General features: G+C 70.6%; 20 protein-coding genes and 1 pseudogene. 8 read left to right on the forward strand and 13 right to left on the reverse strand.

Annotated features, from left to right (window positions below):
• Positions 1 to 19 precede the first annotated feature (19 nt).
• A complete protein-coding gene (locus AB0J40_RS27970) occupies positions 20 to 940 on the forward strand; it encodes a YafY family protein (RefSeq protein WP_364458136.1) in 921 nt (306 codons plus the stop codon).
• On the opposite strand, the gene AB0J40_RS27975 is transcribed toward AB0J40_RS27970, so the two are convergent.
• The 3 genes from AB0J40_RS27975 to AB0J40_RS27985 are packed head-to-tail and all read right to left on the reverse strand — an operon-like array spanning position 937 to position 3,210.
• Positions 937 to 1,719 carry an SDR family oxidoreductase gene (locus AB0J40_RS27975; RefSeq protein ID WP_364458139.1) on the reverse strand — a complete coding sequence of 261 codons (783 nt, stop codon included), beginning with the start codon at positions 1,717 to 1,719 and terminating at the stop codon, positions 937 to 939. The genes AB0J40_RS27970 and AB0J40_RS27975 overlap by 4 nt on opposite strands.
• A 22-nt stretch (positions 1,720 to 1,741) precedes the next feature.
• Complete coding sequence (locus tag AB0J40_RS27980) at positions 1,742 to 2,725, reverse strand: glutathione S-transferase C-terminal domain-containing protein (protein WP_364458142.1); 984 nt, start codon at positions 2,723 to 2,725, stop codon at positions 1,742 to 1,744.
• A gap of 8 nt (positions 2,726 to 2,733) precedes the next feature.
• The gene (locus AB0J40_RS27985; RefSeq protein WP_364458145.1) at positions 2,734 to 3,210 is read right to left on the reverse strand and encodes a MarR family winged helix-turn-helix transcriptional regulator; all 477 of its coding nucleotides are present in this window, start codon (positions 3,208 to 3,210) and stop codon (positions 2,734 to 2,736) included.
• Between the two features lie 109 nt (positions 3,211 to 3,319).
• Between AB0J40_RS27985 and AB0J40_RS27990 the strand changes: the two genes are divergently transcribed.
• Positions 3,320 to 3,877, forward strand: a complete 558-nt coding sequence (locus AB0J40_RS27990) for a YceI family protein (protein WP_364458148.1) — start codon at positions 3,320 to 3,322, stop codon at positions 3,875 to 3,877.
• 22 nt (positions 3,878 to 3,899) lie between these two features.
• Here the strand turns inward: AB0J40_RS27990 and AB0J40_RS27995 are convergent, their stop codons facing one another.
• The 6 genes from AB0J40_RS27995 to AB0J40_RS28020 form a co-directional block, all read right to left on the reverse strand.
• Positions 3,900 to 4,505 carry a TetR/AcrR family transcriptional regulator gene (locus tag AB0J40_RS27995; protein ID WP_364458151.1) on the reverse strand — a complete coding sequence of 202 codons (606 nt, stop codon included), beginning with the start codon at positions 4,503 to 4,505 and terminating at the stop codon, positions 3,900 to 3,902.
• Between the two features lie 117 nt (positions 4,506 to 4,622).
• Positions 4,623 to 6,626, reverse strand: a complete 2,004-nt coding sequence (locus tag AB0J40_RS28000) for a TIM-barrel domain-containing protein (RefSeq protein ID WP_364458153.1) — start codon at positions 6,624 to 6,626, stop codon at positions 4,623 to 4,625.
• Positions 6,627 to 6,635: 9 nt separating this feature from the next.
• Positions 6,636 to 7,451 carry a carbohydrate ABC transporter permease gene (locus tag AB0J40_RS28005; protein ID WP_364458156.1) on the reverse strand — a complete coding sequence of 272 codons (816 nt, stop codon included), beginning with the start codon at positions 7,449 to 7,451 and terminating at the stop codon, positions 6,636 to 6,638.
• The gene (locus tag AB0J40_RS28010) at positions 7,448 to 8,386 is read right to left on the reverse strand and encodes a sugar ABC transporter permease (protein WP_364458159.1); all 939 of its coding nucleotides are present in this window, start codon (positions 8,384 to 8,386) and stop codon (positions 7,448 to 7,450) included. The genes AB0J40_RS28005 and AB0J40_RS28010 overlap by 4 nt, the downstream gene beginning before the upstream one ends.
• Entirely contained in the window at positions 8,383 to 9,612 is a 1,230-nt protein-coding gene (locus AB0J40_RS28015) for a sugar ABC transporter substrate-binding protein (RefSeq protein WP_364458162.1), read from the reverse strand. The genes AB0J40_RS28010 and AB0J40_RS28015 overlap by 4 nt, the downstream gene beginning before the upstream one ends.
• 33 nt (positions 9,613 to 9,645) lie before the next feature.
• The gene (locus AB0J40_RS28020) at positions 9,646 to 10,653 is read right to left on the reverse strand and encodes a LacI family DNA-binding transcriptional regulator (RefSeq protein ID WP_364458165.1); all 1,008 of its coding nucleotides are present in this window, start codon (positions 10,651 to 10,653) and stop codon (positions 9,646 to 9,648) included.
• A gap of 349 nt (positions 10,654 to 11,002) precedes the next feature.
• On the opposite strand from AB0J40_RS28020, the gene AB0J40_RS28025 reads away from it, so the two are divergent.
• Positions 11,003 to 13,921 (forward strand): glycoside hydrolase family 3 C-terminal domain-containing protein, encoded by a 2,919-nt coding sequence (locus tag AB0J40_RS28025; protein ID WP_364458168.1) that lies wholly within the window; start codon positions 11,003 to 11,005, stop codon positions 13,919 to 13,921.
• Here the strand turns inward: AB0J40_RS28025 and AB0J40_RS28030 are convergent, their stop codons facing one another.
• The gene (locus tag AB0J40_RS28030; protein WP_364458170.1) at positions 13,922 to 14,737 is read right to left on the reverse strand and encodes an SAM-dependent methyltransferase; all 816 of its coding nucleotides are present in this window, start codon (positions 14,735 to 14,737) and stop codon (positions 13,922 to 13,924) included.
• Between the two features lie 123 nt (positions 14,738 to 14,860).
• On the opposite strand from AB0J40_RS28030, the gene AB0J40_RS28035 reads away from it, so the two are divergent.
• The 3 genes from AB0J40_RS28035 to AB0J40_RS28045 all read left to right on the forward strand — a co-directional run bounded on the left by AB0J40_RS28035 (position 14,861) and on the right by AB0J40_RS28045 (position 19,529).
• The gene (locus AB0J40_RS28035) at positions 14,861 to 16,183 is read left to right on the forward strand and encodes a cytochrome P450 (RefSeq protein WP_364458173.1); all 1,323 of its coding nucleotides are present in this window, start codon (positions 14,861 to 14,863) and stop codon (positions 16,181 to 16,183) included.
• Between the two features lie 67 nt (positions 16,184 to 16,250).
• Positions 16,251 to 17,342 (forward strand): alpha/beta fold hydrolase, encoded by a 1,092-nt coding sequence (locus AB0J40_RS28040; protein WP_364458176.1) that lies wholly within the window; start codon positions 16,251 to 16,253, stop codon positions 17,340 to 17,342.
• Positions 17,343 to 17,429: 87 nt separating this feature from the next.
• The gene (locus tag AB0J40_RS28045; protein WP_364458179.1) at positions 17,430 to 19,529 is read left to right on the forward strand and encodes an EAL domain-containing protein; all 2,100 of its coding nucleotides are present in this window, start codon (positions 17,430 to 17,432) and stop codon (positions 19,527 to 19,529) included.
• Between the two features lie 4 nt (positions 19,530 to 19,533).
• Here the strand turns inward: AB0J40_RS28045 and AB0J40_RS28050 are convergent.
• Positions 19,534 to 20,013, reverse strand: a pseudogene (locus AB0J40_RS28050) (nitroreductase family protein); the annotation flags it as partial.
• 230 nt (positions 20,014 to 20,243) lie between these two features.
• On the opposite strand from AB0J40_RS28050, the gene AB0J40_RS28055 reads away from it, so the two are divergent.
• Both AB0J40_RS28055 and AB0J40_RS28060 read left to right on the forward strand, forming a co-directional pair.
• Complete coding sequence (locus tag AB0J40_RS28055; protein ID WP_364458182.1) at positions 20,244 to 20,663, forward strand: hypothetical protein; 420 nt, start codon at positions 20,244 to 20,246, stop codon at positions 20,661 to 20,663.
• 31 nt (positions 20,664 to 20,694) lie between these two features.
• A complete protein-coding gene (locus AB0J40_RS28060; protein WP_364458185.1) occupies positions 20,695 to 22,794 on the forward strand; it encodes a (Fe-S)-binding protein in 2,100 nt (699 codons plus the stop codon).
• Positions 22,795 to 22,798: 4 nt separating this feature from the next.
• Here the strand turns inward: AB0J40_RS28060 and AB0J40_RS28065 are convergent, their stop codons facing one another.
• Both AB0J40_RS28065 and AB0J40_RS28070 read right to left on the reverse strand, forming a co-directional pair.
• Positions 22,799 to 24,301, reverse strand: coding sequence for a CBS domain-containing protein (locus AB0J40_RS28065; protein ID WP_364458188.1), 1,503 nt, complete (start codon positions 24,299 to 24,301; stop codon positions 22,799 to 22,801).
• Between the two features lie 154 nt (positions 24,302 to 24,455).
• Complete coding sequence (locus AB0J40_RS28070) at positions 24,456 to 25,775, reverse strand: MFS transporter (protein ID WP_364458191.1); 1,320 nt, start codon at positions 25,773 to 25,775, stop codon at positions 24,456 to 24,458.
• Positions 25,776 to 25,827 lie beyond the last annotated feature (52 nt).

Raw genomic sequence — 25,827 nt, forward strand, 5'->3', positions numbered from 1 at the left:
TGTCTGGCAGTCTTGGGCCATGCGTGAAACCCCCGGCCGGCTGCTGCGGCTGCTCGCCATGTTGCAGCTGCCGCGCGAGTGGTCCGGAACGGAGCTGGCCGAGCGGCTGGCCGTGACGACCCGGACGATCCGCCGCGACGTCGAGCGCCTGCGCGAGCTGGGTTACCCGGTGGCGGCGGCGATGGGCCCGATCGGCGGGTACCGCCTCGGCGCGGGAGCGCAGCTGCCCCCGCTGCTGCTGGACGACGACGAAGCGGTCGCGGTCACGCTCGGCTTGCGGACGTCGGGTTCGGAGGCGGCGCAGCGGGCGCTGAGCAAGCTGTCGCGAGTGCTGCCGCCCCGGCTGCGCCACCGGGTGGCGGCGTTGGAGGCGAGCACGCTGGCGCTCCCGGTCCGGGGGTCCACTGTGGACCCGTCGGTGCTGACGGCGGTGTCGGCGGCGATCCGCGACGCCTCGACGTTGCGCTTCGACTACGTGGACCATTTCGGCGGTTCGTCCCGCCGTTTCGTGGAGCCGCACCGCCTGGTGTCGTGGGGCCGGCGGTGGTACGTGGTCGGCTGGGACGTGGGGCGTGCGGACTGGCGAACGTTCCGAGCGGACCGGCTGTCGTTGCGGACCCCGAACGGTCCCCGGTTCACCCACCGCCCACCCCCGGACGGCGATCTGACGGCGTACCTGACCCGGACGATGGGCCGGGAGATGTGGCCGTTGCGGGCGGTGCTGCGGGTGTCCGCACCGGCGTCGGAGGTCGAAGGGCGGGTGGAGGGCGAGGTGACTCCGATCGACTCGGGGAGCTGCCGGCTGGAGCTGGCGTCGGATTCTTGGGACATCGTGGCGTTCGTGGTGGGGATGCTGGATGTGGCGTTCGAGGTGGAGTCACCTCCGGAACTGGCGGAACGGCTGCGCGTTCTGTCGGCGAGGTACGCCGCGGCGACCTAGGTGTGCGTACCGCCGTCGATGCGGATTTCCGTGCCCGTGATGAACTTCCCGTCCTCCGATACCAGCATCGCCACCACTCCCGCCACCGTCTCCGGGCCCGCCACCGCGTTGCCCACCTCCGTCGTGTGGTCCGTCGGCAGGATCGGCAGCAACCGCCCGAACAGCGAGAAATCCACGTTCTGCGGCAGCCAGCTCGCCGCCGAGTCCGTGATCCCGCTCTTCACGCTCCCCGGCGCGATGCTCACCGCGCGCAGGCCCTGCTTGCCGTACTCCAGCGCCAGCGCGTGCGTGAACGCCTGGATCCCGCCCTTGCTCGCGCAGTACGCCGCCATGTACGGGTGCGCGAACGACGCCGACGTCGAACTGAAGTTGACCACCACCCCTGCCGACGACGCCAGCAACGCCGGCAGCGCGGCCCGCGTCACCAGGAACGTGCCCGTCAGGTTCACCGCCAGCACCCGGTTCCACAGCTCCAGCGACGTCTCGTGCGTGTGCGACGCCAGCAGGATGCCCGCCGCGTTGACCACCGCGTCGAGCCCGCCCAGCGCGTCGACCGCCGAAGCCACCCCGGAGTGCACCGAGGACTCGTCGGCCACGTCCATCACGTACGTCGTCAGGCCGCCGCGCGGGGCGGCCTTCTGGGTCTCGATCAGCCCTTCTTCGGAGACGTCGGTGCCGATGACCAGGGCACCCTCCGCCAGCAGGCGGAAGGTGGTGGCCCGGCCGATGCCGGAACCGGCACCGGTGACGAGGATCCGGCGAGCGCGCAGGCGTTCCATGGCGATCACCGTAGCCGGGGAACTACAGCTCGGGCACCCTCTCCGAGGCAGGCGGCGGACCCGGCGGCGTGCCGTCGCCGAACGGGCGGCCGCCCAGCTCCTCGCGGCCGTGCGGGGTCAGCCAGCCCGAAGTGTCCGGGCCCAGCGGCACGATCCCGGTCGGGTTCACGTTCTTGTGCACCACGTAGTAGTGCTCCTTGATCTGCGCGAAGTCGATCGTGTCGCCGAAACCGGGTGTCTGGAACAGGTCGCGCGTGTAGGCCCACAGCACCGGCAGCTCGGTCAGCTTCTGCCGGTTGCACTTGAAGTGGCCGTGGTAGACGGCGTCGAACCGGACGAGCGTCGTGAACAGCCGGACGTCGGCCTCGGTGATCGTGTCGCCGACCAGGTACCGCTGGTCCGCCAGGCGCTCGGACAGCCAGTCGAGCCGGGCGAACAGCTTGCGGTACGAGTGCTCGTACGCCTCCTGGGAGCGGGCGAAGCCGCACTGGTAGACCGCGTTGTTGACGTCGGTGAACACCTTCTGGGCGACGTCGTCGATCTCGTCGCGCAGCTTCTCCGGGTACAGCTCGGGCGCCCCGGCGCGGTGGTAGGCGGTCCACTCGGTGGACATGTCCAAGGTCATCTGCGCGAAGTCGTTGGTGACGACCTTGCCGCTCGGGACGTCGACGAACGCCGGCACCGTGATGCCGCGCGGGTAGTCCGGGTCGCGCTTGAAGAACGCCTCCTGCAGCCGCTCGATCCCCAGCACCGGGTCGCGGCCGCCGGGGTCCAGGTCGAAGCTCCAGCTCCGCTCGTCGTGCACCGGCCCGGCGATGCCCATCGACAGCACCGGCTCGAGGCCGAGCAGGCGCCGCACGATCACCGCCCGGTTGGCCCACGGGCAGGCGCGGGCGACGACCAGCCGGTAGCGGCCGGGCTCGACCGGCCAGCCGTCGCGGCCGTCGGCGGTGATGCGGTCCGGGAGGTAGTTCTGGTCCCGCTTGTACTCGCCCTTGTCGCTCATCGCGTCCTTCAGCAGTCGTCGGTCGGGGGAGCGGCGTCCAGCGCCGCGGCCAGCCGGGCCAGCACCGGCCCGGCCGTGCGGATGTCCTCGGCGCTCAGGTGGTCGAACACCGACGCCCGCACGCGGGCCAGGTGGCTCGGGTAGGCCGCCTCCAGTCTGGCCAATCCGGCGCCGGTCAGCACGGCGTTGGACGCGCGGCCGTCCTCGGGGCACTTGCGCTTCTCGACCAGGCCGCGGCGGGTGAGGTCGTCGACGACCCGGCTGATCCGGCTCAGCGACAGCCCGGTGGTCGCGGCCAGCGCCGAGATGCGGAGCAGGTGGTCCGGCGCTTCCGACAGTGCGACGAGCACGCCGTAGTCGGTGATCGCGAGGCCGGTCTCGGGCAGGAACTGGTCCTCGAGCGCGCGCGGCAGCGCGGTCGTGATGCGCATCAAGGCCCGCCAGAACGGGGCTTCGTCGAGGTCGAGCGCGGACTGTTCACCCATACCGGCGAGTGTAGGCGAAAGCTTGCTTGCGCAACCAGTAAAAGTGAGTAGAGTGTCGTTGAACCCTCAATCACCTGGGGGCGCCACCACGAGGAGATGACGTAGAGCCATGACCAGCGCGACCACCTACCCCCAGCTGACCGGTGAGTACACCCTGGACGCCGCCCACTCGCGGATCGGGTTCGTCGCCCGGCACGCCATGGTGACCAAGGTGCGCGGCAGCTTCAACGAGTTCACCGGCACCGCCACGATCGACGGCGACGCCCCGGAGAAGTCGTCCGCCCAGGTGACCATCCAGGCGCACAGCATCGACACGCGCAACGCCGACCGCGACGGTCACCTGAAGAGCAACGACTTCCTGTCGATGGACGAGTACCCGCAGATCACCTTCACCTCGACGGAGATCAAGCAGACCGGCGACACGAGCTTCGACGTGACCGGCGACCTGACCATCAAGGACGTCACCCGTTCGGTCACCATCCCGTTCGAGTTCGAGGGCTCGGCCAAGGACCCGTTCGGCAACGACCGGATCGGCTTCGAGGGCTCGACCACGATCAGCCGCAAGGACTACGGCATCACCTGGAACGCCGCCCTCGAGACCGGCGGTGTCCTGGTGAGCGACAAGGTCACCCTCGAGTTCGAGATCTCCGCGATCAAGAACGCCTGACCCCCGGGAGCGGGGGCCGGCCTCAGCGCCGGTTCCCGCTCGCCCGCAGGTTCCCGATCCCGACGTCGAGCGCCGCTTCCAGGTGGTCGATGCGGCCGGTCGACAGCATCACCACCACGCCGCCCTGCAGGCCCGCCAGCAGGGCGGCCGCGGTGCGTTCGACGTCCAGGTCCGGGCTCACCTCGCCCGCGTCCCGCAGCCGGCGGATGCCCGCTTCCAGCTCGTTCTGCCAGCTGCGCAGCAGCTCGGTCACCACGGCCTGCGCGCCCGGCGTGGCGCGGCCGAGCTGGGAGATGAGCACGTTGAGCGGGCAGAACTGACCGCGTTCCCGGTAGTGCGAGACGACGGTGTCGCGCCAGCGCCGCCACGCCGCCCACGAGTCCAGCTCACCCAGCTGCGGCTGCTGGGCCGCCAGCACCTGGGTCGCCTCGAACCGCGCGACCGCGAGCAGCAGCTCCTCCTTGCCCTCGGGGAAGTAGTGGAAGAGCTGGCTCTTGCTCGTGCCGGTCCGCGCGCGGATGTCGTCGAGGGTCGTGACGGCGACACCGCGTTCGCGGATCTCCGCCGCGGCGCCCTCGATGATCCGCTGCCGCGTCGCGGCGCCCTTCCGGGTCAGCGTTGGACTCACGGGTCCATTTTAAACCGGTGTAGCGGAGGCCGGCCACCACGGGGCAATCCGGGCGTGTCTACTTCGTCGGCGACGCGTTCTTCGGCGAAGCGCGGTTCAGCGGGCACACACTGGTTCTCACTCACGAGCGGTGATCGGCACCTCCGCACCGTCGCGCAGGAAGACCGGGATCCGCTCCGCCGGAGCCGCCGCCTCGACCCAGCCTCCGCCGTCGTGGCGGGAGCCCGTGACCGCGTCGGTCCACGAGGCGCCGGCGGGCAGGTACACGCGCCGGGAAACCACGCCAGGCGAAAGCACCGGTGCCACCAGCACGTCCGGGCCCAGCAGGAACTGATCGGAAACGTCCCAGGACGCGGCGTCCGCCGGGAAGTCGACGAACAGCGGGCGCATCGGGGGGATGCCCTGCTCGTGCGCCACCCGCATCTGCTCCATCAGGTACGGCCGCAGCCGCTCCCGCAGCTTCAGCGACTCGACGATCGAGGAGTACGCCGCATCGCCGTAGGACCACACCTCGTTGGGGCCGCCCGTCATCGCCGGCCCGAACGGCGGGCGCGGGTCGCGGAAGCCGTGCAGGCGGAACAGCGGGCAGAACACCCCGTACTGGAACCAGCGGACCATCAGCTCCCGGTACGCGTCCGACGCCGGGTCGCCGCCGTGGAAGCCGCCGATGTCCGTGGTCCACCACGGGATCCCGGCCAGCGCCACGTTCAGCCCCGCGCGCACCTGGGCGCGCAGCGACTCCCAGGTCGCCCCGACGTCGCCCGACCACAGCGCCGCCCCGAACCGCTGGCTGCCTGCCCACGCCGACCGGGACAGCAGCACGACCTCGTCGTCGCCCTCCGCGCGGATGCCGTCGTGGAACGCCTGCGCGTTCGCCTGTGGGTAGAGGTTGAACACCTCCGCTCCCGGGCCGGCGTGGAAGCCGAGGTTGTGCGGGTGGCCGGGCTGGATCTCCGGCTCGTCGCCGTCCAGCCACCACGCGCGCACGCCGAGGTCGTAGTAGTTCTCCTTGACCTTGCTCCAGACGAACTCGCGCGCGGCCGGGTTGGTCGCGTCGTAGAACGCCACCGGCATCTCGACGCCGAAGCCCTTGTCCTTCCACGGCGCGTGCGCCGGGACGCCGTTCTCGGCGGCGACCAGCAGCCCCTTCTCGTGCAGCTCGCGGTAGTTCGCCGACAGCGGGCTGACCGACGGCCACACCGACACCATCAGCCTGGTGCCGAGGGCGGACAGCTCCCGCACCATCCCGGCCGGGTCGGGCCACTCGGCCGGGTCGAACCGCCAGTCGCCGAGGTGGGTCCAGTGGAAGAAGTCGGCCACGATCACCGACAGCGGCAACCCGCGCGCGTGGTACTCGCGGGCGACGGCCAGCAGTTCGTCCTGCGTTCGGTAGCGCAGCTTCGACTGCCAGAACCCGGCCGCCCACTCCGGCAGCATCGGCGCGTACCCGGTCGCGTCGGCGTAGTGGCCGAGGATCGCGCGGGGGCCGTCGCCGGTGGTGATCCAGTAGTCGAGCTGGCGGGCGTCGTCGGCGACCCAGCGGGTGCCGTTGGCGGCCAGCTCGACCCGGCCGACCGCCGGGTTGTTCCAGAGGAACCCGTAGCCGCGGCTGGACAGCAGGAACGGCACCGACACCTCGGCGTTGCGCTGCACCAGGTCCAGGACCAGGCCCTTCTGGTCGAGCCGGCCGTGCGTGTGCTGGCCGAGGCCGTAGATCCGCTCGTCGTCGTAGGCGGTGAACCGCTGCTCGAGCCGGCCGTACCCGTTGCGCGACGGCATGAACAGCCGCGCGCCGGGCCACCAGAAGTGCGCGCGCTGCTCCGACAGCAGCTCCTCGCCGGTGCCGGTCCGGACGAACTTCAGCTGCGCGTCGAGGCCCGTGTCGGTGTCGGCGATCTCGACGATCGCGGTGAGCGGGCCGTTGACGACCCGCCCGGTGCGGCCCTCGGCCGACGCGGTCGCGGCGGACGGCTTCGCGGGCAGCAGCGCACCCGGGACGTCGTCGAGGATCCGGTGCCGTCCCGCGCGCACGCGCAGGCTGCCCTCGCCCCACGGCTCGACGCGCAGCACCTCGTGCCGCACGGTGACTTCGAGCGAGCGGCCGTCTTCGGACGTGATCACGCGGTCTCCTTAGTCTTTGACGGCGCCGCTGGTCAGCCCGGCGACGACGTACCGCTGGGCGACGACGAGCAGGACGGCCGCGGGGATCGCGGCGAGGACGGCGGTGGCCATGATCCCGTTCCAGTCGGCGGACTGGTTGCCGACGAACCGGTAGATGCCCACCGTGATCGGCTCGAACGACTGGCCGGTGGTGAGCGTGACGGCGAACAGGAAGTCCGCCCAGGCGAACAGGAACGAGAACAGCCCGGCCGTGACGAGCGCGTTGCGGCTGACCGGCAGGATGATCGAGACGAACGTCCGCCAGTACCCGGCACCGTCCACTCGGGACGCTTCGGTGAGCTCCTTCGGCACCGAGATCATGAACGCCCGCAACAGGAGCACGGCGAACGGGATGGTCGCGGTGGAGTCCGCGAGCACCAGGCCGAGGTAGTTGTCGATCAGCCCGAGGTTGCTGAACACGGTGTACAGCGCGTTGGCCATCACGATGCCGGGGATCATCTGGACGATGAGCAGCACGAACACCAGCACCGGCCCGCCGCGGACCTTGAGCTGCGCGAGCGCGTACGACGCCGGCGCGGCGATCGCGAGCGACACGAGCACCGTGCCGAGCGCGACGACGACGCTGGACAGCAGGTGCGGCCCCTGCGAGGCGAAGGCCTTGCGGTACCCGTCGAGGGTGCCGTCGGCCGGGAAGAACGCCGGGTCCGGGCGCAGCAGCGCGCCGCTGGGCTGGAAGGAGGCGTTGACCATCCAGTACAGCGGGAACAGCAGCACCGCGACGATCAGGACGCCGGCGACGGTGCGCGGCCAGGACGAGGTTTTCATGCCGCCGCCTCGGCCAGGGTCGCCTTCGCCGAACGCAGGTACAGCAGCCCGAAGGCCGTCGCCACCAGGATGAGGACGTTGCCGACCGCGGCGCCCTGCCCGAACGCGAAGTCCTGGAAGGACAGCCGGTAGGACCACGTCGTGAGCGTCTGGGTCGCGTTGGCCGGGCCGCCGCCGGTGACGACCATGATCACGTCGAACACCTTGATCGTGTAGACCAGCCCGAGCATGAGCACGATGCCGGTGACCGGCCGCAGCAGCGGCCAGGCGACGTGCCGGAACCGCTGCCACGCGCCCGCGCCGTCCAGCGCCGCGGCTTCGTAGAGCGACGCGGGGATCGCGCGCAGGCCGCCGTGCAGGATCACCAGGTTGAACGGGATGCCGATCCAGATGTTGGTCAGGATCACCGCCGGCAGCGCCCAGGTCGTGCCGCTCAGCCACGGCACGGCGTCGAAGCCGAGGAAGCGCAGCGCGGCGTTGAGCACGCCGTGGTCCTGGTCGAACATCCAGCGCCAGACCGCGCCGCTGACCACCAGCGGCAGCAGCCACGGCAGCAGGAGCAGCGACCGCAACAGCGCGCTGCCGAGGAAGCGGCCGTTGAAGAACACCGCGAGCGCCAGGCCGATGCCGAACTGGAAGACCAGCGAGCCGGCGGTGAACAGCACGGTGTTGAGCGCCGCCGTGCCGAACAGCGGGTTGCCGAACACGGCCGTGTAGTTGCCGAGGCCGACGAACGGGGCTTCGCCGGTGTAGAACGACTTCACCGTGTAGTTCTGCGTGCTCATCACGACGTTCGCGGCCAGCGGGTAGCCGAAGAACACCACGATGTAGGCCAGCGCGGGCAGCAGGAACGCCCACGCGGCGAACCGGGTGCCGCGCCGCGGTTTCCGGCCGGCGCGGGGCGGCGCCGCGACGGCCGGGGCGACGAGGGTCACGAACCGCTCGCCTGCTGGGCGGCCTTCAGGGCCTGGTCGGCGGGCTGCTTGCCGGTGAGCGCCGCCTGCAGCGCGTCCGCGAGCGCCTGGGAGACCTTCGGGTACTTCTCGCCGAGTTCGGCGGTGCGGGAGCGCGCGGTGGCGACCTCGTCGACGAACGCCTGCATCGACGGCTGCTCGGTGCCGAACTTCGCGGCCGTGGCCGTCTTCGACGGGATGTAGGCGTGCGCCTTGCTCCACTCGAGCATGGTGGGCTCGGAAAGGATGCAGGAGAGGACCTTGCCGGCGGCCTGCTGGGCCGGCCCGGTGGTGACCGGCACGGTGCCGACTTCGCCGCCGAGCGCGACCACCGGCTTCGCGCCCGCCTGCGGCACCGGGATCGGCACGACGCCGTAGTGCAGCGACTTCTGCTCGTCGAGCCGGGCCAGGTTCCACGACCCGTTGACCATCATCGCGGCGTTGCCCGCGACGAACTGGTCGGCGACGTCGTTCTGGTTCCACGTCACCACGGACTTCGACGCCGACCCGGAGTTCACCAGGTCCGTCACGAACCGAAGCGCTTTCACCGACTGCGCCGAGTCCAGTTGGGACAGTTCGGCGCCGTTGCTCCAGAAGAACGGGAGGAACTGCCAGGTGCCCTCTTCCGACGGGATCGCCGAGAAGGCGAGGCCGTACTTGCCGTCCTTGGTGAGCTTGGCCGCGGCGGCCTTCAGCTCGTCCCAGGTCTTCGGCGGGGCGACGCCGGCCGCGGTGAGGAGGTCCTTGTTGTAGATCAGCGCGAGCCCGTTGACGCCGGGGGCCACGCCGTAGACCTTTCCTTGGTACGTCCCGGCCTTGACGATGCTGTCGTAGTAGCCGTCGGTGGTGATGCCGTAGCCGTCCAGCGGGGTCAGCGCGCCCGTCGCGGCGACCTGCTGCAGCGTCGGGTTGTCGGTGAAGAGCAGGTTCGGCAGGGTCTTGGAGCTCGCGCCCTGCAGCACCTTCGGCAGCATCTGCGCGGTCGGCACGGTCTGGCGCTGGATCTTGATCCCGGTCTGCGCCGCGCACGCGTCGAGGATCTTCTGCCACGCCGCCGAACCCTGCTCGTCGGCGTAGTAGTCGAGCTCGGTGATCGACGACGCGGGTGCCTCGCCGGCCCCGGCGGGCGGGGCGGCCGGGCTCGGGCTGCAGGCGGCGAGCAGCGCGGCGCTCGCGGCCAGGATGAGGGCGCGACGGGGTAGGGACATGGTGATCCTCCTTCGACGCTGGAGCAGAACCGGTCAGGCGCGCGGCGCGGCGGTGCTGTCGCGCCGGGTGAGCCGGGGCCCGAGCAGCCGGACCTCCGGGGTGGTGTGGCCGGCGAGCCGGCGCATGGTCATCTCCACGGCCTGGGCCCCGACCTCCTCGGCCGGGATGGCGACCGTGGTCAGCGCGACCGGGTGCTGCTCGGCCATGGTGTCCGGGCAGACCGCGACGACGGAGATGTCCTCGGGCACCCGCAGGCCGCGGTGGCGCAGGTCCGACAGGAGCCCCGGCAGCACGGCCTCGTTGTGCACGACCAGGCCGGTCAGGTCCGGGTCGGCGGCGAGCAGCTCGTCGAGGCAGGCGCTCACCGCTTCGTAGGAGTGGGCGCACGGCCGGTTCGTCGCGCGCACGTCGTGGCTCTTCGCGGCGTCGTCGAACCCGCGCAGGAACCGCGTCGCGTAGCTCGTGCCGCGCCGGTAGACGGCGGGGGAGGGGCCGATCAGCGCGATCGAGCGGTGGCCGAGGTCGGCCAGGTGCGCGACGCACGCCGAGCCGGCGGCGGTGAAGTCCAGGTCCACGCAGCTCAGCCCGGCCGGGTGGTCGGGCACGCCGATGAGCACCACCGGCAGGTCGAGCGCGATGAGCATCGGCACCCGCGGGTCGGCGGCTTCGACGTCCATCACCATCAGCGCGTCGGCGATCGCCGACGACGCCACCCGCTGCAGCGCGGCGGGCCCTTCGTCCTTCGTCAGCAGCAGCAGGTCGTGGTCGTGCGCGCGGGCCGCGGTGACCGCCGAGGCGACGAACTCCATCACCACGGCGACGTTGAGGTCCGTGCGCAGCGGCACGACCAGGGCGAGCACGTTCGTCTTGCTGCTGGCCAGTGCCCGGGCCCCGGCGTGCGGGTGGTAGCCGAGCTTGCGGATACTCTCCTCGACCAGCCGCCGGGTCTTGGGCGAGATCGAGCGCTTGCCGCTGATCACGTACGACACCGTGCTGGGTGCCACGCCCGCCGCCGTCGCGACGTCGTTGATCGTGACCACGGGCGGCCTCCTGGGGACGGGGCGGGGTGGACAGTCCGTCGAAGCGCATCGACGATGGCACGAAGGTAGAAGACACCGGTCGGAAACACAAGCAGTGATTTGCCGACCGCGGGAATTCGATTCCCATTCGACGATCACTTCCGTGTCGAATTTGTCGAACACCGCTGATGGCGGCTCCCTTCCCAGCTCAGTGCCCGATTTTGCCGCTGGGCCGGATCGGCTGGGAGCGCGCCCAGAAAGGCTTGACCTCGCGCTCACCCGACTGTAATAGTCGTCCCCATCCTCACCTTCGACGCGAATGTTCCGCGCCGCACTGTCGAAACGATTCGACGATTCCGGGAGGCCGTCCGTGCGCCAGTCCCCGCTCCGCCGTGCCCTCGTCCCGGTGGTGGCCGCCACCCTGCTGCTGGCCCCCGCGCCGGCGCTCGCGGCGCCGCCACCGCCGTTCCGCGACCCCGCGCTGCCCCTCGCGACGCGGATCGACGACCTGCTGTCCCGGCTGACCGCGGACGAGAAGATCTCGCTGCTGCACCAGTACGAACCGGCCATCCCACGGCTGGGCATCGGGGTGTTCAAGACCGGCACCGAGGCGCTGCACGGCGTCGCCTGGTCCACCGACTACGACGACAACGGCACGGTCGTGAAAGCCGACGGCACCGTGTTCCCGCAGGCCATCGGCCTGGCCTCGACGTGGGATCCCGCGCTGGTGAAGCAGGTCGGCACGGCGGTCGGGCAGGAGGCGCGCGGCTTCAACGCGCGCAACCCGACGCTGTGGGGCCTCAACCTCTGGGCGCCGGTGGTCAACCTGCTGCGCGACCCGCGGTGGGGCCGCAACGAAGAGGGCTACTCGGAAGACCCGTACCTCACCGGTGAGCTCGCGACCGCCTACGGCCACGGCATCCAGGGCGACGACCCGCGCTACCTGCAGGCGGCTCCGACGCTGAAGCACTACCTCGCCTACAACAACGAAGCCGGCCGCGACACCAGCAACTCCTCGGTGCCGCCGAAGATCCTGCACGACTACGACGAGCAGGCGTTCAAGATCCCGCTCCGGGCCGGCGCGGCCAACGCCGTCATGCCGTCGTACAACCTGGTCAACGGGCGGCCCAACACCGTGAGCCCCGACCTCGGCGGGCTGCTGCGGAAGTGGGCGCCCCAGGACATCGCCGTCGTCAGCGACGCCGGTGCCCCGTCCAACCTGGTCAATTCGGAGAAGTACTACGCCACCAAGGCGGAAGCCGACGCGGCCGCGATCAAGGCCGGGCTCGACAGCTTCACCGACAACGACACCAACGGCTCGATCACCGTCGAGGCGGTCAAGGAAGCGCTGTCGCGCGGGTTGCTGACGATGGCCGACGTCGAAACGGCCGACCGGCACCTGCTGTCGCTGCGGTTCCGCCTCGGCGAGTTCGACCCGCCGGGCCGCAACCCGTACGCGAAGATCACCCCGGCGGTCATCGACTCCCCGGAGCACCGGGCGCTCGCCCGCAAGGTGGCCGGCGAACAGGTCGTCCTGCTGCGCAACACCGCGAACGCGCTCCCGCTCGACGCGGGGAAGAAGAAGGTCGCCGTCGTGGGCCCGCTGTCCGACACGCTGTACGAAGACTGGTACAGCGGCGCGATGCCCTACCGCGTCACGCCGAAGCAGGGCATCGCGGAACGGCTGGGGACCGCGGTTTCCTCGTCCGAAGGCGTCGACCGGATCGCGTTGAAGGACCTCGCGACCGGCCGTTACCTGACGGCACCCGCCACGCCCGGCAAGGTGACCGCGGGCGGCACCACCGCGGGGACGGCGGAATCCTTCGACGTCTACGACTGGGGCGCGGGCAAGAACACCCTGCGCGCGGCCGCGAACGGCAGGTTCCTGAGCTACTCCGGCGGCGCGCTGGTGAACGACGCCGACCAGCCGACCGGCTGGTTCGTGCAGCAGCAGCTCAAGCTCGACCCGCAGCCGGACGGCAGCTACATGCTCGAGTACGCGGGCAACGAGGTCACCGAGCCGTGGTTCGGCCCCAACCGCTTCGCCGTCCTCGGCGCCGACGGGGTTCTGACGATCTCGGCGCCGGACGCGGCGCACGCGACGAAGTTCGGGCGCGAGGTGCTCGGCAGCGGTGTCGAGTCGGCGGTCGCGGCCGCGAAGGGCGCGGACACGGCGGTCGTCGTGGTCGGCAGCATGCCGTTCATCAACGGCCGGGAGGCCGACGACCGGACGAGCACTTCACTGGCGCCGGCGCAGCGGGCGTTGGTCGAGGCGGTTTCGAAGGTCAACCCGCACACGGTGGTCGTGGTGGAGAACAGCTACCCGACGACCGGGTGGGACACGCTGTCCGTGCCCGGGATCGTCTGGACGAGCCACGCCGGCCAGGAGACCGGGCACGGACTCGCGGACGTGCTGTTCGGCGACACCGATCCGAGCGGTCGGCTCACCCAGACCTGGTACGCCTCCGACGCGGGGCTGCCGAGCATCCTCGACTACGACATCGCGAAGACGGGGATGACGTACCAGTACTACCGGGGGAAGCCGTTGTACCCCTTCGGGTACGGGCTGAGTTACACGAGCTTCCGGTACGGCGCGGTGCACGCTTCGCGGGCCGGTTCGTCCGTGCGGGTCAGTGTCGACGTGACGAACACCGGCAGCCGGGCGGGGACCGACGTCGTCCAGCTGTACTCGACGGCGTCCGGTGTGCAGCGGTTGCGGGACTTTTCCCGTGTGACGCTTTCCCCGCACGAGACGCGGACGGTCCGGTTCGACGTCCCGGTGGCGGACCTGGCTTCGTGGGACGTCTCACGCGGCCGATCCGTCGTGGTGCAGGGCTGGTACGAGTTCTCGGTGGGCCGCAACGCTTCGGACCTCTCGGCGGCGCAGCCGGTGTTCGTGCCGGGGGAGCGGGCCGAGCCCCGCGACCTGAGCCGTCCGACGCAGGCGCAGAACTTCGACGACTACTCCGGGACGACGTTGACGGACACGTCGAAGACTTCGGGCACCTCGGTGGCGACGTCTTCCGGGAGCTGGCTGGCCTACCGCGACGTCGCCCTGAACGGCCCCACGCGGTTCACGGCGTCGGTGTCCACAGTGGAGCCGGCACACGTCACGGTCCGGTTGGACTCGCCGACCGGCCGGGTTCTGGGCACGGGGACGGTACCGTCCACAGGGGACCGGTACGCGTATACGACGGTGACGGCCGCGCTGACGAAGGCGACCGGCCGGCACGACGTCTACCTGACCTTCGACGGGCCGGTGAACCTGGCGACGTTCTCGCTGCGGTGACTAGGGTTTCCGGCCGACCCCGGCGTACGGCAGCGCGTTGATGGCGGGGTCGTCGGACATGTCGCCGACGCCCTCGGGCCGCCACATCGCGCAGCCGACCACGCCGGGGTCGACCACCTCGAAGCCGTCGAAGAAGGCGAGGACCTCGTCGTGGGTCCGGGGCACCGGCTGGTTCTGCTGGTTCTGGTTGCTCTTGTACACCTCGACCGCCTCGTCGAGGCGCGCCGACTCGGAGTCCGCCGCGACGTGCGTGACCGCCAGGTAGCTGCCCGGGGCGAGGCGGTCGCGGTAGCGGGCCACGATGCCCGCCGGGTCCCACGAATCGGGGACGAAGTGCAGCAGCAGCAACATGAACACGCCCACCGGCTCGTCCAGGTCCAGCAGCTCGGCCGCGCCCTCGAAGATCTCGTTGGCGTCGCGCAGGTCGGCCTGCAGCACCGCGCAGCGGTCGTTGTCCTGCAACAGCAGCCTGCTGTGCGCCACGGCGACGGACTCGCGGTCGACGTAGACCACGCGGCACGCCGGGTCGGCCTGCTGGACGATCTCGTGCAGGTTGCCCACCGTCGGGATGCCGGAGCCGATGTCGAGGAACTGCCGGACGCCGCGGTCGACCATGAACTTCGCGGCGCGGCGCAGGAACGCGCGGTTGAGGCGGGCCGCGTCGCGCACGCCCGGCATGATCTTGAGGATCTGCTCCCCGAGGGCGCGGTCGGCGGCGAAGTTGTGGTCGCCGTCGAGCCAGAAGTCGTACACCCGCGCCGGGTTCGGCACCGTGGTGTCGATCTCCGGCGGTACCCAGCTCGGCTCCCCGGTCACGGGACCTCCCACCCTCGCCCACTCTCCGAGAGCGGGAGTGTAGCGCTCTCGCCCGTTCGTGTGGACCGGCCCTCGCGACCCTCGTCGCCCGCTAAGGTGACGCGGTCACGAGGAGACGAGACCATGACGAACGTCCCGGGCCGGTGGCCGGTGCTCGGGCACACGGTGCCCCTGCTGCGCGACCCGCTGAAGCTCTTCACTTCCCTTCCGGCGCACGGAGATGTCGTCGAACTCCGGCTCGGCCCGCTGCCGGTGCACGTGGTCACGACCCCCGAACTGGCCTGGCGCGTGCTGGCCACCGACGCCGACAAGTTCGACAAGGGCCTGGTCTTCGACAAGATGCGCCCGCTTTTCGGCGACGGGCTGGCCACCTCGAACGGCAACCTCAACCGCCGCCAGCGCCGCCTCGTCATGCCGGCGTTCGGCCGGTCGCGCATCGCGGGCTACGCCGAGAACACGATCACGAAGCTGGCCGAGGAGCTGGCGAGCTCCTGGCGGCCCGGCGAAGTCGTCCAGTTCGACAAGCGGATGCAGGACCTCGTGCTCACCATCGCCGGCCAGACGCTCTTCTCCACCGCGCTCGGCGACGAAGCACTCGCCGAAATCCGGCGTTCGATCCCGATCATGCTGAAATACGTGCTGATCCGCGCTTTTTCTCCGAAATTCGTGGAAAAGCTGCCGATTCCGCCGAACCGGGAGTTCGACGCCGCGGCCGCGCGGCTGCGCGAGGTGATCGGCGAAACCGTGATCACCGCCCGGAAAGAGGGTGCCGACCACGGCGACCTGCTGTCGATGCTGCTCCTGGCGCGCGACGAGGACACCGGCGAAGGCATGTCCGACCGGCAGGTGCACGACGAGGTCATCACCATCCTCACCACCGGCGCCGAGACCACCGCCGTCGCGCTGGCCTGGTTCTTCCACGAACTGGCGCAGCACCCGGACGTCGAACGGCGGTTCCACGCCGAGGTCGACGAGGTCCTCGGCGGCCGGGCCGCGCGCTTCGAAGACCTGCCGAACCTCGGGTACACGCACCAGATCGTCAACGAGATCGTCCGCCGCACGCCGCCGCTGATCCTGATGCGCCGCGCCCGCGAGGACGTCGAACTGGGCGGGGTCACCATCCGCGCCGGCAGCGAGGTCGCGGTCAGCCAGCACACGCTGCACCGGGACCCGCGTTGGTTCCCGGACCCGGACCGTTTCGACCCGGACCGCTGGACCCCCGGCCACACCGCGGAACTGCCGAAGGGCGCGTACATCCCGTTCGGCGCCGGCGCGCGGCTGTGCCCGGGCCACGTGTTCGCGCCGACGGAGATCGGCATCGTCGCCGCCACGATCGGGGCGCGCTGGCGGCTCGTCCCGGTGCCGGGCAAGAAGGTCCGGGCGCAGCTCAAGGCCACCATGCAGCCGAACCGGTTGCCGATGACCGTGGTGCCGCGCGAGACCTGACGGTACGCGTTCGGCTACCAGGTGTAGTGTTCCGGAGTTCCTTCACCTGTCCGAGAGGGAGAACAGCGTGAAGCTGTCCGCCAAGGTGACGTCGGCCTTGTTCGCCTGTGGTGTCCTGCTCGCGTCGTTGACCGCCGCCGTGCCGGCCGAGGCCGCCGCGATCTCCTGCGCCGACGCGGATCTGCCGGTGGGCGGCCCCGGCCTGCCCCCGCTCGTGCCGGGCGCGCCGGCGACGGTGCACGGCCGGCTGTGCCTCCCGGCCGGGGACGCTCCGGACACCGTCCAGCTGCTCGTGCACGGCGGGACGTACAACAGCGCGTACTGGGACCTGCCGTACGAGCCCGAGCGCTACTCCTACCAGCGCGACATGGCCGCGCACGGCTACGCGACGTTCGCCGCCGACCAGCTCGGCGCCGGTGGCAGCAGCCACCCGCTGAGCCTGCCGCTGTCGGTCTGGGCGGCGGCCGAGTCGATGCACGAGGTGGTCGGGCACCTGCGCGCCGGCCGCGTCGGCGGCCTGCCGTTCGCGAAGGTCGTCATCGTCGGGCACTCGGTCGGGTCCGGGGTGGTCGCGGTCGAGGCGTCGACCTACCACGACGTCGACGGCGTGGTGCTCACCGGCATCACGCACCTGCCCGCGCTGCCGGTGCTGGCGCTCGGCGCGGCGCTCGGCCTGCAGCCGGCGCTGCTCGACGGGCAGCTCGGCCGGCTCGGCAGCGACCCGCTGTACTTCACGACGAAACCGGGCGCCCGCGCCGGGTTGTTCTACGCGGCGGGCGATTCCGCCCCGGCCGTGATCGCCGCCGACGAGGCGACCAAGGACGAGGTTTCGGTGCCCGGGATGGGCACGGTCGCGCTGTTCGGGATCGTGCTCCCGGCGACGAAGGGAATTACCGCACCGGTTTTCCAGGTGGTGGGGGAAAAGGACGTCCTTTTCTGCGGACTGCTCGCCCTGCGTGACTGCGTGCACCCGGACGTGTTGCGCGCGCAGGAGGCACCGTATTACGCCGACCCGTCGAAACTGTCGATGTACGTCCTGCCGGGTGCCGGTCATTCCGTTGCGTTGCACGAAAACGCCGCCGACTACCGTGACGCCACCCGGTCGTGGCTGCGGGATCGCCTCGGGATCGCTCCGCAGGGTTATCACTCGATTGGATGAATGCTGTTTCGTGCACCGGACACAATTTCGCGCCAAGATATATCGGCTACCCCGACCGGAGTTTACTGAGCCCCAGGACAGGCTGAGGTGACTGCTCCCCGTCCCCGCGGTGACGACCCGCGGAAGAAGCCGTCCGCCGAACGCGCGGCGAGACGGCTCGGCACGCTCGCGCGCAAATGGGGCTACCTGATCTCCACCACCGCGTACCTGCCGCACACGCCCGAAGAGATCGAGCGCGAGCTGGCGGTGCTGGTCGGCAGGCTGTTCGAGGCGGTCGCGAGCGAGCCGCCGGACCTCGACGCGGCCGCCGCCGCGGGCGGGCGGCTGGTCGAGCTGCGCTGCGTGGGCGCGGACAGCCTGCGCCGCACCCTCGAAGTGCTCGGCAAGGCGCTGCTGCGCGAGCCGGAGCTGCGGCACGTCGACGGGCTGGCCGAGCGGGTGGTGCTGGTGCTCGGCGCGCTCAGCTCGGGCTACGGCGAGATGCAGCGCGAAGACATCCAGAAGCGCCAGGAAGGCCTGAGCCGGGCGCTGCTCAAGGTCGAGCAGGAAACGCGGCAGAAGCAGGTCATCACGCGCGCGCAGTTCGAGGAGGTGTTCGCCGGCTCCGCCAGCGGCGTCGCGCTCACCGAGCTGGACGGCCGGGTGCTGCGCGCCAACGCGGCGCTCGCCAAGACGCTCAACCGCACCCCGGCCGAGATCGCCACGATGACGCTCTTCGACCTGGTGCACCCGGACGAGGTCGAGCAGCTGCGGGAGTCCTACGCCGAACTGGTCGCCGGCCGGCTGCACCGGCTGCGCGTCGGACGCCGGCTCGTCGGCCGGGACGGCGAGCCGATGTGGGCGACCTTCGCCGCCTCGGTCGTCCGCGACGCGCTCGGCGCGCCCCGGCAGCTGATCACGATCGTCGACGACGACACCGAGGTGTCGCTGCTGCAGCGGCGCCTGTCCCACCAGGCCCTGCACGACGTGCTGACCGGGCTGCCGAACCGGCAGTTCTTCAGCACCCGGCTGGAAACCCTGCTGCGCGACGCCGACGCGTCCCGCGGCGTCACGCTGTTCCACCTCGACCTCGACGGCTTCTCGCAGATCACCGGCGGGCTCGGCCAGGAGCTGGGCGACCGGGTGCTGCGCGGCGTCGCGGCGAAGCTCAAGACGGTGTTCGACGGCGAGAAGGCCCTCGTGGCGCGCCTCGGCGGCGACGAGTTCGGCGTGCTGGTGCAGAACTCGGCCGAGACCCCGGGCGTGGTGACCCTCGTCCGGAAGATCACCCACGAGCTCGCCGAGCCGGAGTACGTGGACGGGCACCGCGGGGTCGCGGTGTCGGCCAGCATCGGCGTCGTCCACCGGCCGCCGCGCGACGTCACGCCGGCCGAGCTGCTGCGCGCGTCGGACCTGACGCTGCGCCGCGTCCAGCGGACCGGCAACCAGTGGGGCCTGTTCGACCGCGAACTGGACCGCCGCGACCGTCACGACTTCGGCCTCGCCGCGGCGCTGGCGGGCGCCTGGGAGAACGGCGAGATCGAGGTCGGCTACCGCCCGCTGGTCGACGCGCGCGACGGCGCGGTCCGGGGTGTCGAGGCGCGGCTGCGCTGGAACCACCCGGCCGAAGGCGTCCTGTCGCACGAGACGTGCGTGCGGCTGGCGGGGGAGACGGGCCTGGCGCTGCCGCTGAGCACGTGGCTCCTGCGCACGGCGGCCGAGCACGTCGCCACGGCGGGGGTCACGGTGCCGCTCACCGTCGAGCTCGCCGCGCACCAGGCCGCCGACCCCGAGCTGGTCGGCGAGATCCGCGGGGTGCTGGAGTCGACCGGGCTCGAGCCGGACCGGCTGCGGCCCGGCTTCCCGATGGCGTCGCTGTCGGCGGCCACCGGGGACGCGGCGGACAACCTCAAGGTGCTGGCCGAAATCGGCGTGAACGCGGAGATCCACGAGTTCGGCGACGTCACGTGCCTGACGGAGTTCCCGGCCCGGGCGGTCCGCGTGGCGGCGCACATCGTGCAGCGGCGCGAGCACCCGCTGGTGGAACGCTCGCTGACGGCGCTGATCGACGCCGCGCACCTGGCCGGGGCGGAGGTCGCCGTCACCGGGATCGCGACCGAAGAGCAGGCCGGGTGGTGGCGCGACCGCGGCGCGGACCGGCTTTCGGGTGCGTTGTTCGCCGACCCGCCCGGCGGGTTGCCGTCCTGAGGGATCAGATCCGCACGAGTACCTCGTCGAGGGACTTGCGCCGAAGGTCCGGGACGACGCAGTCGTCGGCCGGGTAGCCGACCGGGATCACCGCGAACGCCTTTTCGTTGCGGGGCCGCCCGAGCAGTTCGCCGAGGAACCGCATCGGCGACGGCGTGTGCGTCAACGCCGCCAGCCCGGCCACCTGCAACGCCGTCAGCAGCATGCCGACCGCGATGCCCACCGACTCGTCGACGTAGTAGTGCTTGCGGACGCCGCCGTCGCCGTCGAGGGCGAACCGCTGCTGGAAGACGACGATCAGGTACGGCGCGTCGGTCAGGTGGGGCTTCACCGCGTCCGTGCCCAGCGGCCGCAGCGCGTCGAGCCACGCTTCGCCGAGCCGGCCGTCATAGGAGATCCGCTCCTCCGCCTCGGCGGCCTCGCGGAGCCGCCGGCGCACTTCGGGATCGGTGACGAGCAGGAAGGTCCACGGCTGCTGGTGCGCCACTGCCTACTTCCCCGGATCGTGGCGGGGAACACCCGGGGTACAGCACGGCCGAACGTACGATTTGCGGCTTGGGGCGTCCGACATACGGACAGTAAGGTCGACCTTGCCTCGATTTTTACGCCGAACGGCGCAATGCAACTAAGCCGTTCAGTCCTGTCGCACGAAGTGACCTCCTCATTACCCTCCAGTAGTCAGTGGTGCCGATCACAGTCGCCGGAGGAGGCCCCATGGCGTCGCGCGTCCGAGGACCCGGCTCCGAAGACCGGCGCGAACTACGGCTCAGGCACATCGCCGGCTGCCTGTCCTGCACGCTCAAGTGCGGGTACTGCGGGCTGCCGGTGCGGCTCACCGGACCGGGCGCGCACCCCGGCTACGGCGTGGTCGAAGAAATCGGGGCGGAACTGGTGCTGCTGCACCGGTTCTGCCGCGGCGCGCTCGGCCGGTGCGGGACGCGGGGGTGCGTGCTGCGGCGCGCCCACCTCGGCCGCGCGACCGAGCAGTACGAAACCGGCCGCCGCCGTCCCGGGCGCTACCAGCGCCTCGGCGTCCGCCGGTCGGCCGACCTCGATCTGTACCGGAAACACTGGCGGGTCGCGAAGATGCGGTACGCGTGCAAGGCGTGCCGGTACTACACCGGCTCGCACTGAGCCGTTCCTTCCAGCACGTCACGGAGGACTCGTGCTCGTTCGTCTCATCCTCGGCCTGCTCATGACCGTCGTCGGCCTCGCCGTCGCCGGCAAGCGGGTGGCGTTCCTGTACCGGCTGATCAAGGCGGGCCAGCCGGACACCAAGCGGTCCGACGACCTGGGTGCCCGGCTCCTCGCGCAGGTGCGCGAGGTGTTCGGCCAGCGCAAGCTGCTGAAGTGGTCGGTGCCCGGCCTGGCGCACTTCTTCACGTTCTGGGGCTTCGTGATCCTCGCTTCGGTGTACCTCGAGGCGTACGGCGCGCTGTTCGACGAGAAGTTCGCGATCCCGTGGATCGGCCACTGGGCGGTGCTGGGGTTCCTGCAGGACTTCATCGCCGTGATGGTGGCCGTGTCGCTGGGTGTGTTCACGGTGATCCGCATCCGGCAGGCGCCCGAGCGCCGCGAACGCGCGTCCCGCTTCTACGGCTCGCACACCGGTGGCGCGTGGCTGATCCTCGTGATGATCTTCAACGTCGTCTGGACGATGTTCTTCTTCCGCGGCGCGTCCTCGGCGTCCGGCAACTTCCCGTACGACTCGGGCGCGTACGTTTCGCTCGGCGTCGGGAACCTCCTCGAGCCACTCGGGCACTCGACGACCGAGGTGCTCGAGACGGTCGGCCTGCTGCTGCACATCGGCGTGATGCTGGTGTTCCTGTCGATCGTGCTCTACTCCAAGCACCTGCACATCTTCGTGGCGCCGATCAACGTCTCGGCGAAGCGGCTGCCGGACGCGCTCGGCCCGCTGCTGCCGATGGAGTCCGGCGGCAAGCCGATCGACTTCGAGGACCCGGGCGAGGACGACACGTTCGGCCGCGGCAAGATCGGCGACTTCACGTGGAAGGGCATGCTGGACTTCGCGACGTGCACCGAGTGCGGCCGCTGCCAGTCGCAGTGCCCGGCGTGGAACACCGGGAAGCCGTTGTCGCCCAAGCTCGTCATCATGAACCTGCGCGACAACCTCTTCGAGGAGGCGCCCTACATCCTCGCGGGCACCGAGCACGAGGGCGCGCGCCCGCTGGTCGGCCCGGAGGACGACGGCGGCGTCATCGACCCGGACGTCCTGTGGTCGTGCACCACGTGCGGCGCGTGCGTCGAGCAGTGCCCGGTGGACATCGAGCACGTCGACCACATCGTCGACATGCGCCGCTACCAGGTGATGATCGAGTCGGCGTTCCCGACGGAGCTGGGCGGACTGTTCAAGAACCTGGAGACCAAGGGCAACCCGTGGGGCCAGAACAACTCCGAGCGGCTGGCCTGGACGAAGGACCTCGGCTTCGACGTCCCGGTGTTCGACGGCGAGCTGGCGGAAGACGTCGAGTACGTCTACTGGGTCGGCTGCGCGGGCGCGTTCGACGACCAGGCGCGCAAGACGGTCCGGGCGACGGCGGAGCTGCTGCACATCGCGGGCGTCAAGTACGTGGTGCTGGGCAAGGAGGAGTCCTGCACGGGCGACCCGGCGCGGCGCGCGGGCAACGAGTTCCTGTTCCAGATGATGGCCCAGCAGACGGCGGAGACGCTCAACGCCGTGTTCGAGGACCGCGAGCCGCGGCTGCGCAAGATCGTCACGACGTGCCCGCACTGCCTCAACACGCTGAGCCGCGAGTACCCGGACCTGGACGGGCACTACGAGGTGGTCCACCACACGCAGCTGCTCAACCGGCTGGTCCGGGGCGGCCGGCTGACGCCGGTCGCCCCGGTGGACGACGGTCCTCGCGTGACCTACCACGACCCGTGCTACCTGGGCCGCCACAACAAGGTGTACACCCCGCCCCGCGAGCTGGTCGGCGCGACGGGAGCGACGCTGGAGGAGATGCCCCGCCACGCGGACCGAGCCCTGTGCTGCGGCGCGGGCGGAGCGCGCATGTGGATGGAGGAGCAGATCGGCAAGCGCATCAACCTGGAGCGAGTGGACGAAGCGATCGCGACGGACGCTTCGACCATCGTGACGGGGTGTCCGTTCTGCCGGGTGATGCTGACCGATGGGCTGGTGCAGCGGCAGAGCGAGCAGAAGGCGGAGAACGTCGACGTCCGCGACGTGGCGCAACTGCTGCTGGAACGGGTCAAGGCTCCGGAGGCGGCCCCGAAGCCCTGATCGGCTAGATCTGGTCGACGGCTTTGATCGTCGCGCAGAATCCTTCGATGGCGGCGAGGTCCCGCTGGGGGACCTCGTCGCTGGAGAAGTGCATGAGCTCGTTGCGGATGTCCTTCGCCTTCTTGAGCAGGTCGAGGAAAGTCTCGTAGTCGAGCGGCCAGTTCAGCTGGTCGAAGTTGCTCCGTGTTTCGAAGATCTGCACGTACTTGCCGAACGTGGGGTTGCTCGCCCACTTCGGCGTGGCTTTTTCGATCACTTCTTCCGACAGGCAACGCCGGGTGTGGCGGCGGAGCCGCAATTCCGCTTCTTCGAGCAGCGAGAACGGTCGGGCGAGCTTGCCGAACTGCAGAGCGAGGTCGTTCGCCGTCACCACGCCGACGAGCGTCCGGCGGTCCTCTCCGCGGACGAACACGTATCCGCGCCGGTAGATCTCGTCGATCTGGCCGAACAGCTCTTCGTCGATGTCGATGACCCGAACCTGGATGGTGGCGTCGCGCAGGGTCGGCTCGGGGTTCGCCAAGCGGGCTCGGCCGATGGACTCCCAGCTGACGGCGCCGGCGTAGGTCCCGTCTTCGTCGATCACCGCAAGCTGTGAGTAGTTCTTGGCCAGCATCAGGGTTACCGCGGCGGCGAGCGGCTTGCCGACGGTGACGGATTCGACGGCCGGTTCGTCGGGCAGGACGGCGCGCACCATCCACTTGGTCGGCAGGTCCTCCAGCGCGTCGGTTTCGATCGAATCCGGCTCGGGGTCCGTCGCGTTCGGCTCGACGGCGATCGGGACCAGTTCCACGACGGAGTCCATCCGAGCCGTGGTGAACGTCGGCTTGGTCGTCAGCCCGTGCTCGGCCAATTCGGATTGAACTGTCACCAGGGACGTCGCGGTGCGCCGCCGGTAGTCCCACATGGCCAGCAGGTCCCGAACCGTGAGCTTGACGGGCGCCGCACCGGTTTCGACCGCTTCCCACAGGTCGGCCAGGGTTGCGTCGGGGTCGAGGCTCGCGGCGGCGTGCTGCCAGCCCGGGTCCTTCCGTCCGGCCGCGACTTCCCCGATCCGCCGCGCGGCGTCGTGGCGGCTGAGCCGGCAGACGGTGAGCAGGGAGCCGAGACTGCCTCGCAGATCCGGGTCGAACTCCCCGGGGTCGACGTCGGTTCGGAGCCAGCGGACCGGCCGGGCGTGTTTGCTGTCCGGTGTTGCGTCGGCGCGGTGCAGGTACGGCCCGGTGATCTCCCCGATCGCGAACTGCCGCTCCCTCTTGAGGGGCATGACGACGAGGTCGCCCTCGCTCATTCCCCGGTAGAAGCGCCAGAGCTGCCCGGCCCAGTTCCCGATCACGTACGGGGACCGGTGTGGGTACACCGCCCGGAGTCCCACCTTCAGCGCTTCGCGGGTATCGAACAGGCTGAGGTCGGGGACGCCGCCCCAGCCGACGATCGCGAGTCCATCGGTGAGGGACTCCTGGCCGCGCTCGCCTCCCCGCCCTGCCCGGACTTGCCATGCTGACTTCATCGTTCTCCTGGGTTCCCGAGCCGTACAGGCCTACGCACCCAGTCGGTCGGCGAGCGGCGATTGTCGCATCTATCCGGACCGGTTCACCCGTTCGCCGCAAATTTTTCTCGGTAGTGCGCGGGCGCGCCCTTCGCCGGCGCGCCCGCCCTCCGCCTCAACCGTCCACTGTGGAGGCGACCACAGTGGACGGCGCACTCGTTCGCGCCGCCTGGTGGCCCAGCTCCGCGGTCGGCACCCGGTACGTCTCCCGCGCCGTTGCCGCTGCGGCCGCCGCCATCACGCACACCGCCGCCGTGAAGATCGCCACCCCCAGCCAGTCCTCCTTCGCCGAGCCGATCGCCGCCACCACGCTGGGGGCGAAGCCCGCCACCGCGAAGCCGATCTGGGTGCCGATCGCCATGCCGGACAGGCGCACCCGGGCTGTGAACATCTCGCCGTACAGCGACGGCCACGCCCCGTTGACCCCCGAGTACGCGACCCCGAACAGCACGATGCCCAGCACGAACAGCAGCGCGTACGAGCCGATCGAAATCGACCACAGGTACGGGAAGATCAGCAGCCCGCACAGCAGGCACCCGGTGATGAACACCGGCTTGCGCCCGACCCGGTCGGCCAGTCCGGCCAGGAGCGGGATCGCCGCCAGCGCGACGATGTTCGCGAGCACGCCCACCCACAGCATCGGCGTGCGGTCCAGGCCGATCGTGTTGACCGCGTAGCTCAGCGCGTACACCGTGAAGATCGTGCTCACCGAAGCGATCGTCGCCGCGACGACCACGCGCAGCACGTCCGCCCAGTGGTGGCGGAACAGCACCGCGACCGGCAGTTTCGCGACCTCGGTGCGTTCGAACACCGGTGTCTCGTCGAGCTTGCGGCGGATGACGAACCCGACCACCACGACCGCCGCGCTGCACCAGAACGGTACCCGCCAGCCCCAGGTCAGCAGCTGGTCCGCCGGCAACGCGGCGACCGGGAGGAAGATCGCCGTCGCCAGGATCTGGCCGGCCTGCGTGCCGCTCAGGGTGAAGCTGGTGAAGTACGCGCGCCGCCGTTCCGGGGCGTGTTCGAGCGACATGGAGTTCGCGCCCGCCTGCTCGCCGGAGGCGGAAAGTCCTTGCAGCAGACGGAGAACCACCAGCAGGATCGGCGCGAGGACGCCCACTGTCCCGTACGTCGGCAGGCAGCCGACCGCGAACGTCGCGACGCCCATCAGCAGCAGCGTGAACACGAGGACCCGCTTGCGGCCGAAGCGGTCGCCGACGTGGCCGAGGACGAACGCCCCGACCGGCCGGGCGAGGTAGCCGACCCCGAAGGTGGCCAGCGCCAGCAGCGTGCCGGTCGCGGGGGAGGAGGCGGGGAAGAAGACCTTGTTGAACACCAGTGCGGCGGCGGTCCCGTAGATGAAGAAGTCGTAGTACTCGAGCGCGCTGCCGATCCAGGCGGCCAGCGCCGCCTTGCGGGGCATCGATCCGGTCACGGGGATGAGCTCCTGACGTCCGTGCTTCGTTGCTCAGAGTCGGCGGGGAAGC

The sequence above is a fragment of the Amycolatopsis sp. NPDC049691 genome (assembly GCF_040675005.1).
GTDB lineage: Bacteria > Actinomycetota > Actinomycetes > Mycobacteriales > Pseudonocardiaceae > Amycolatopsis.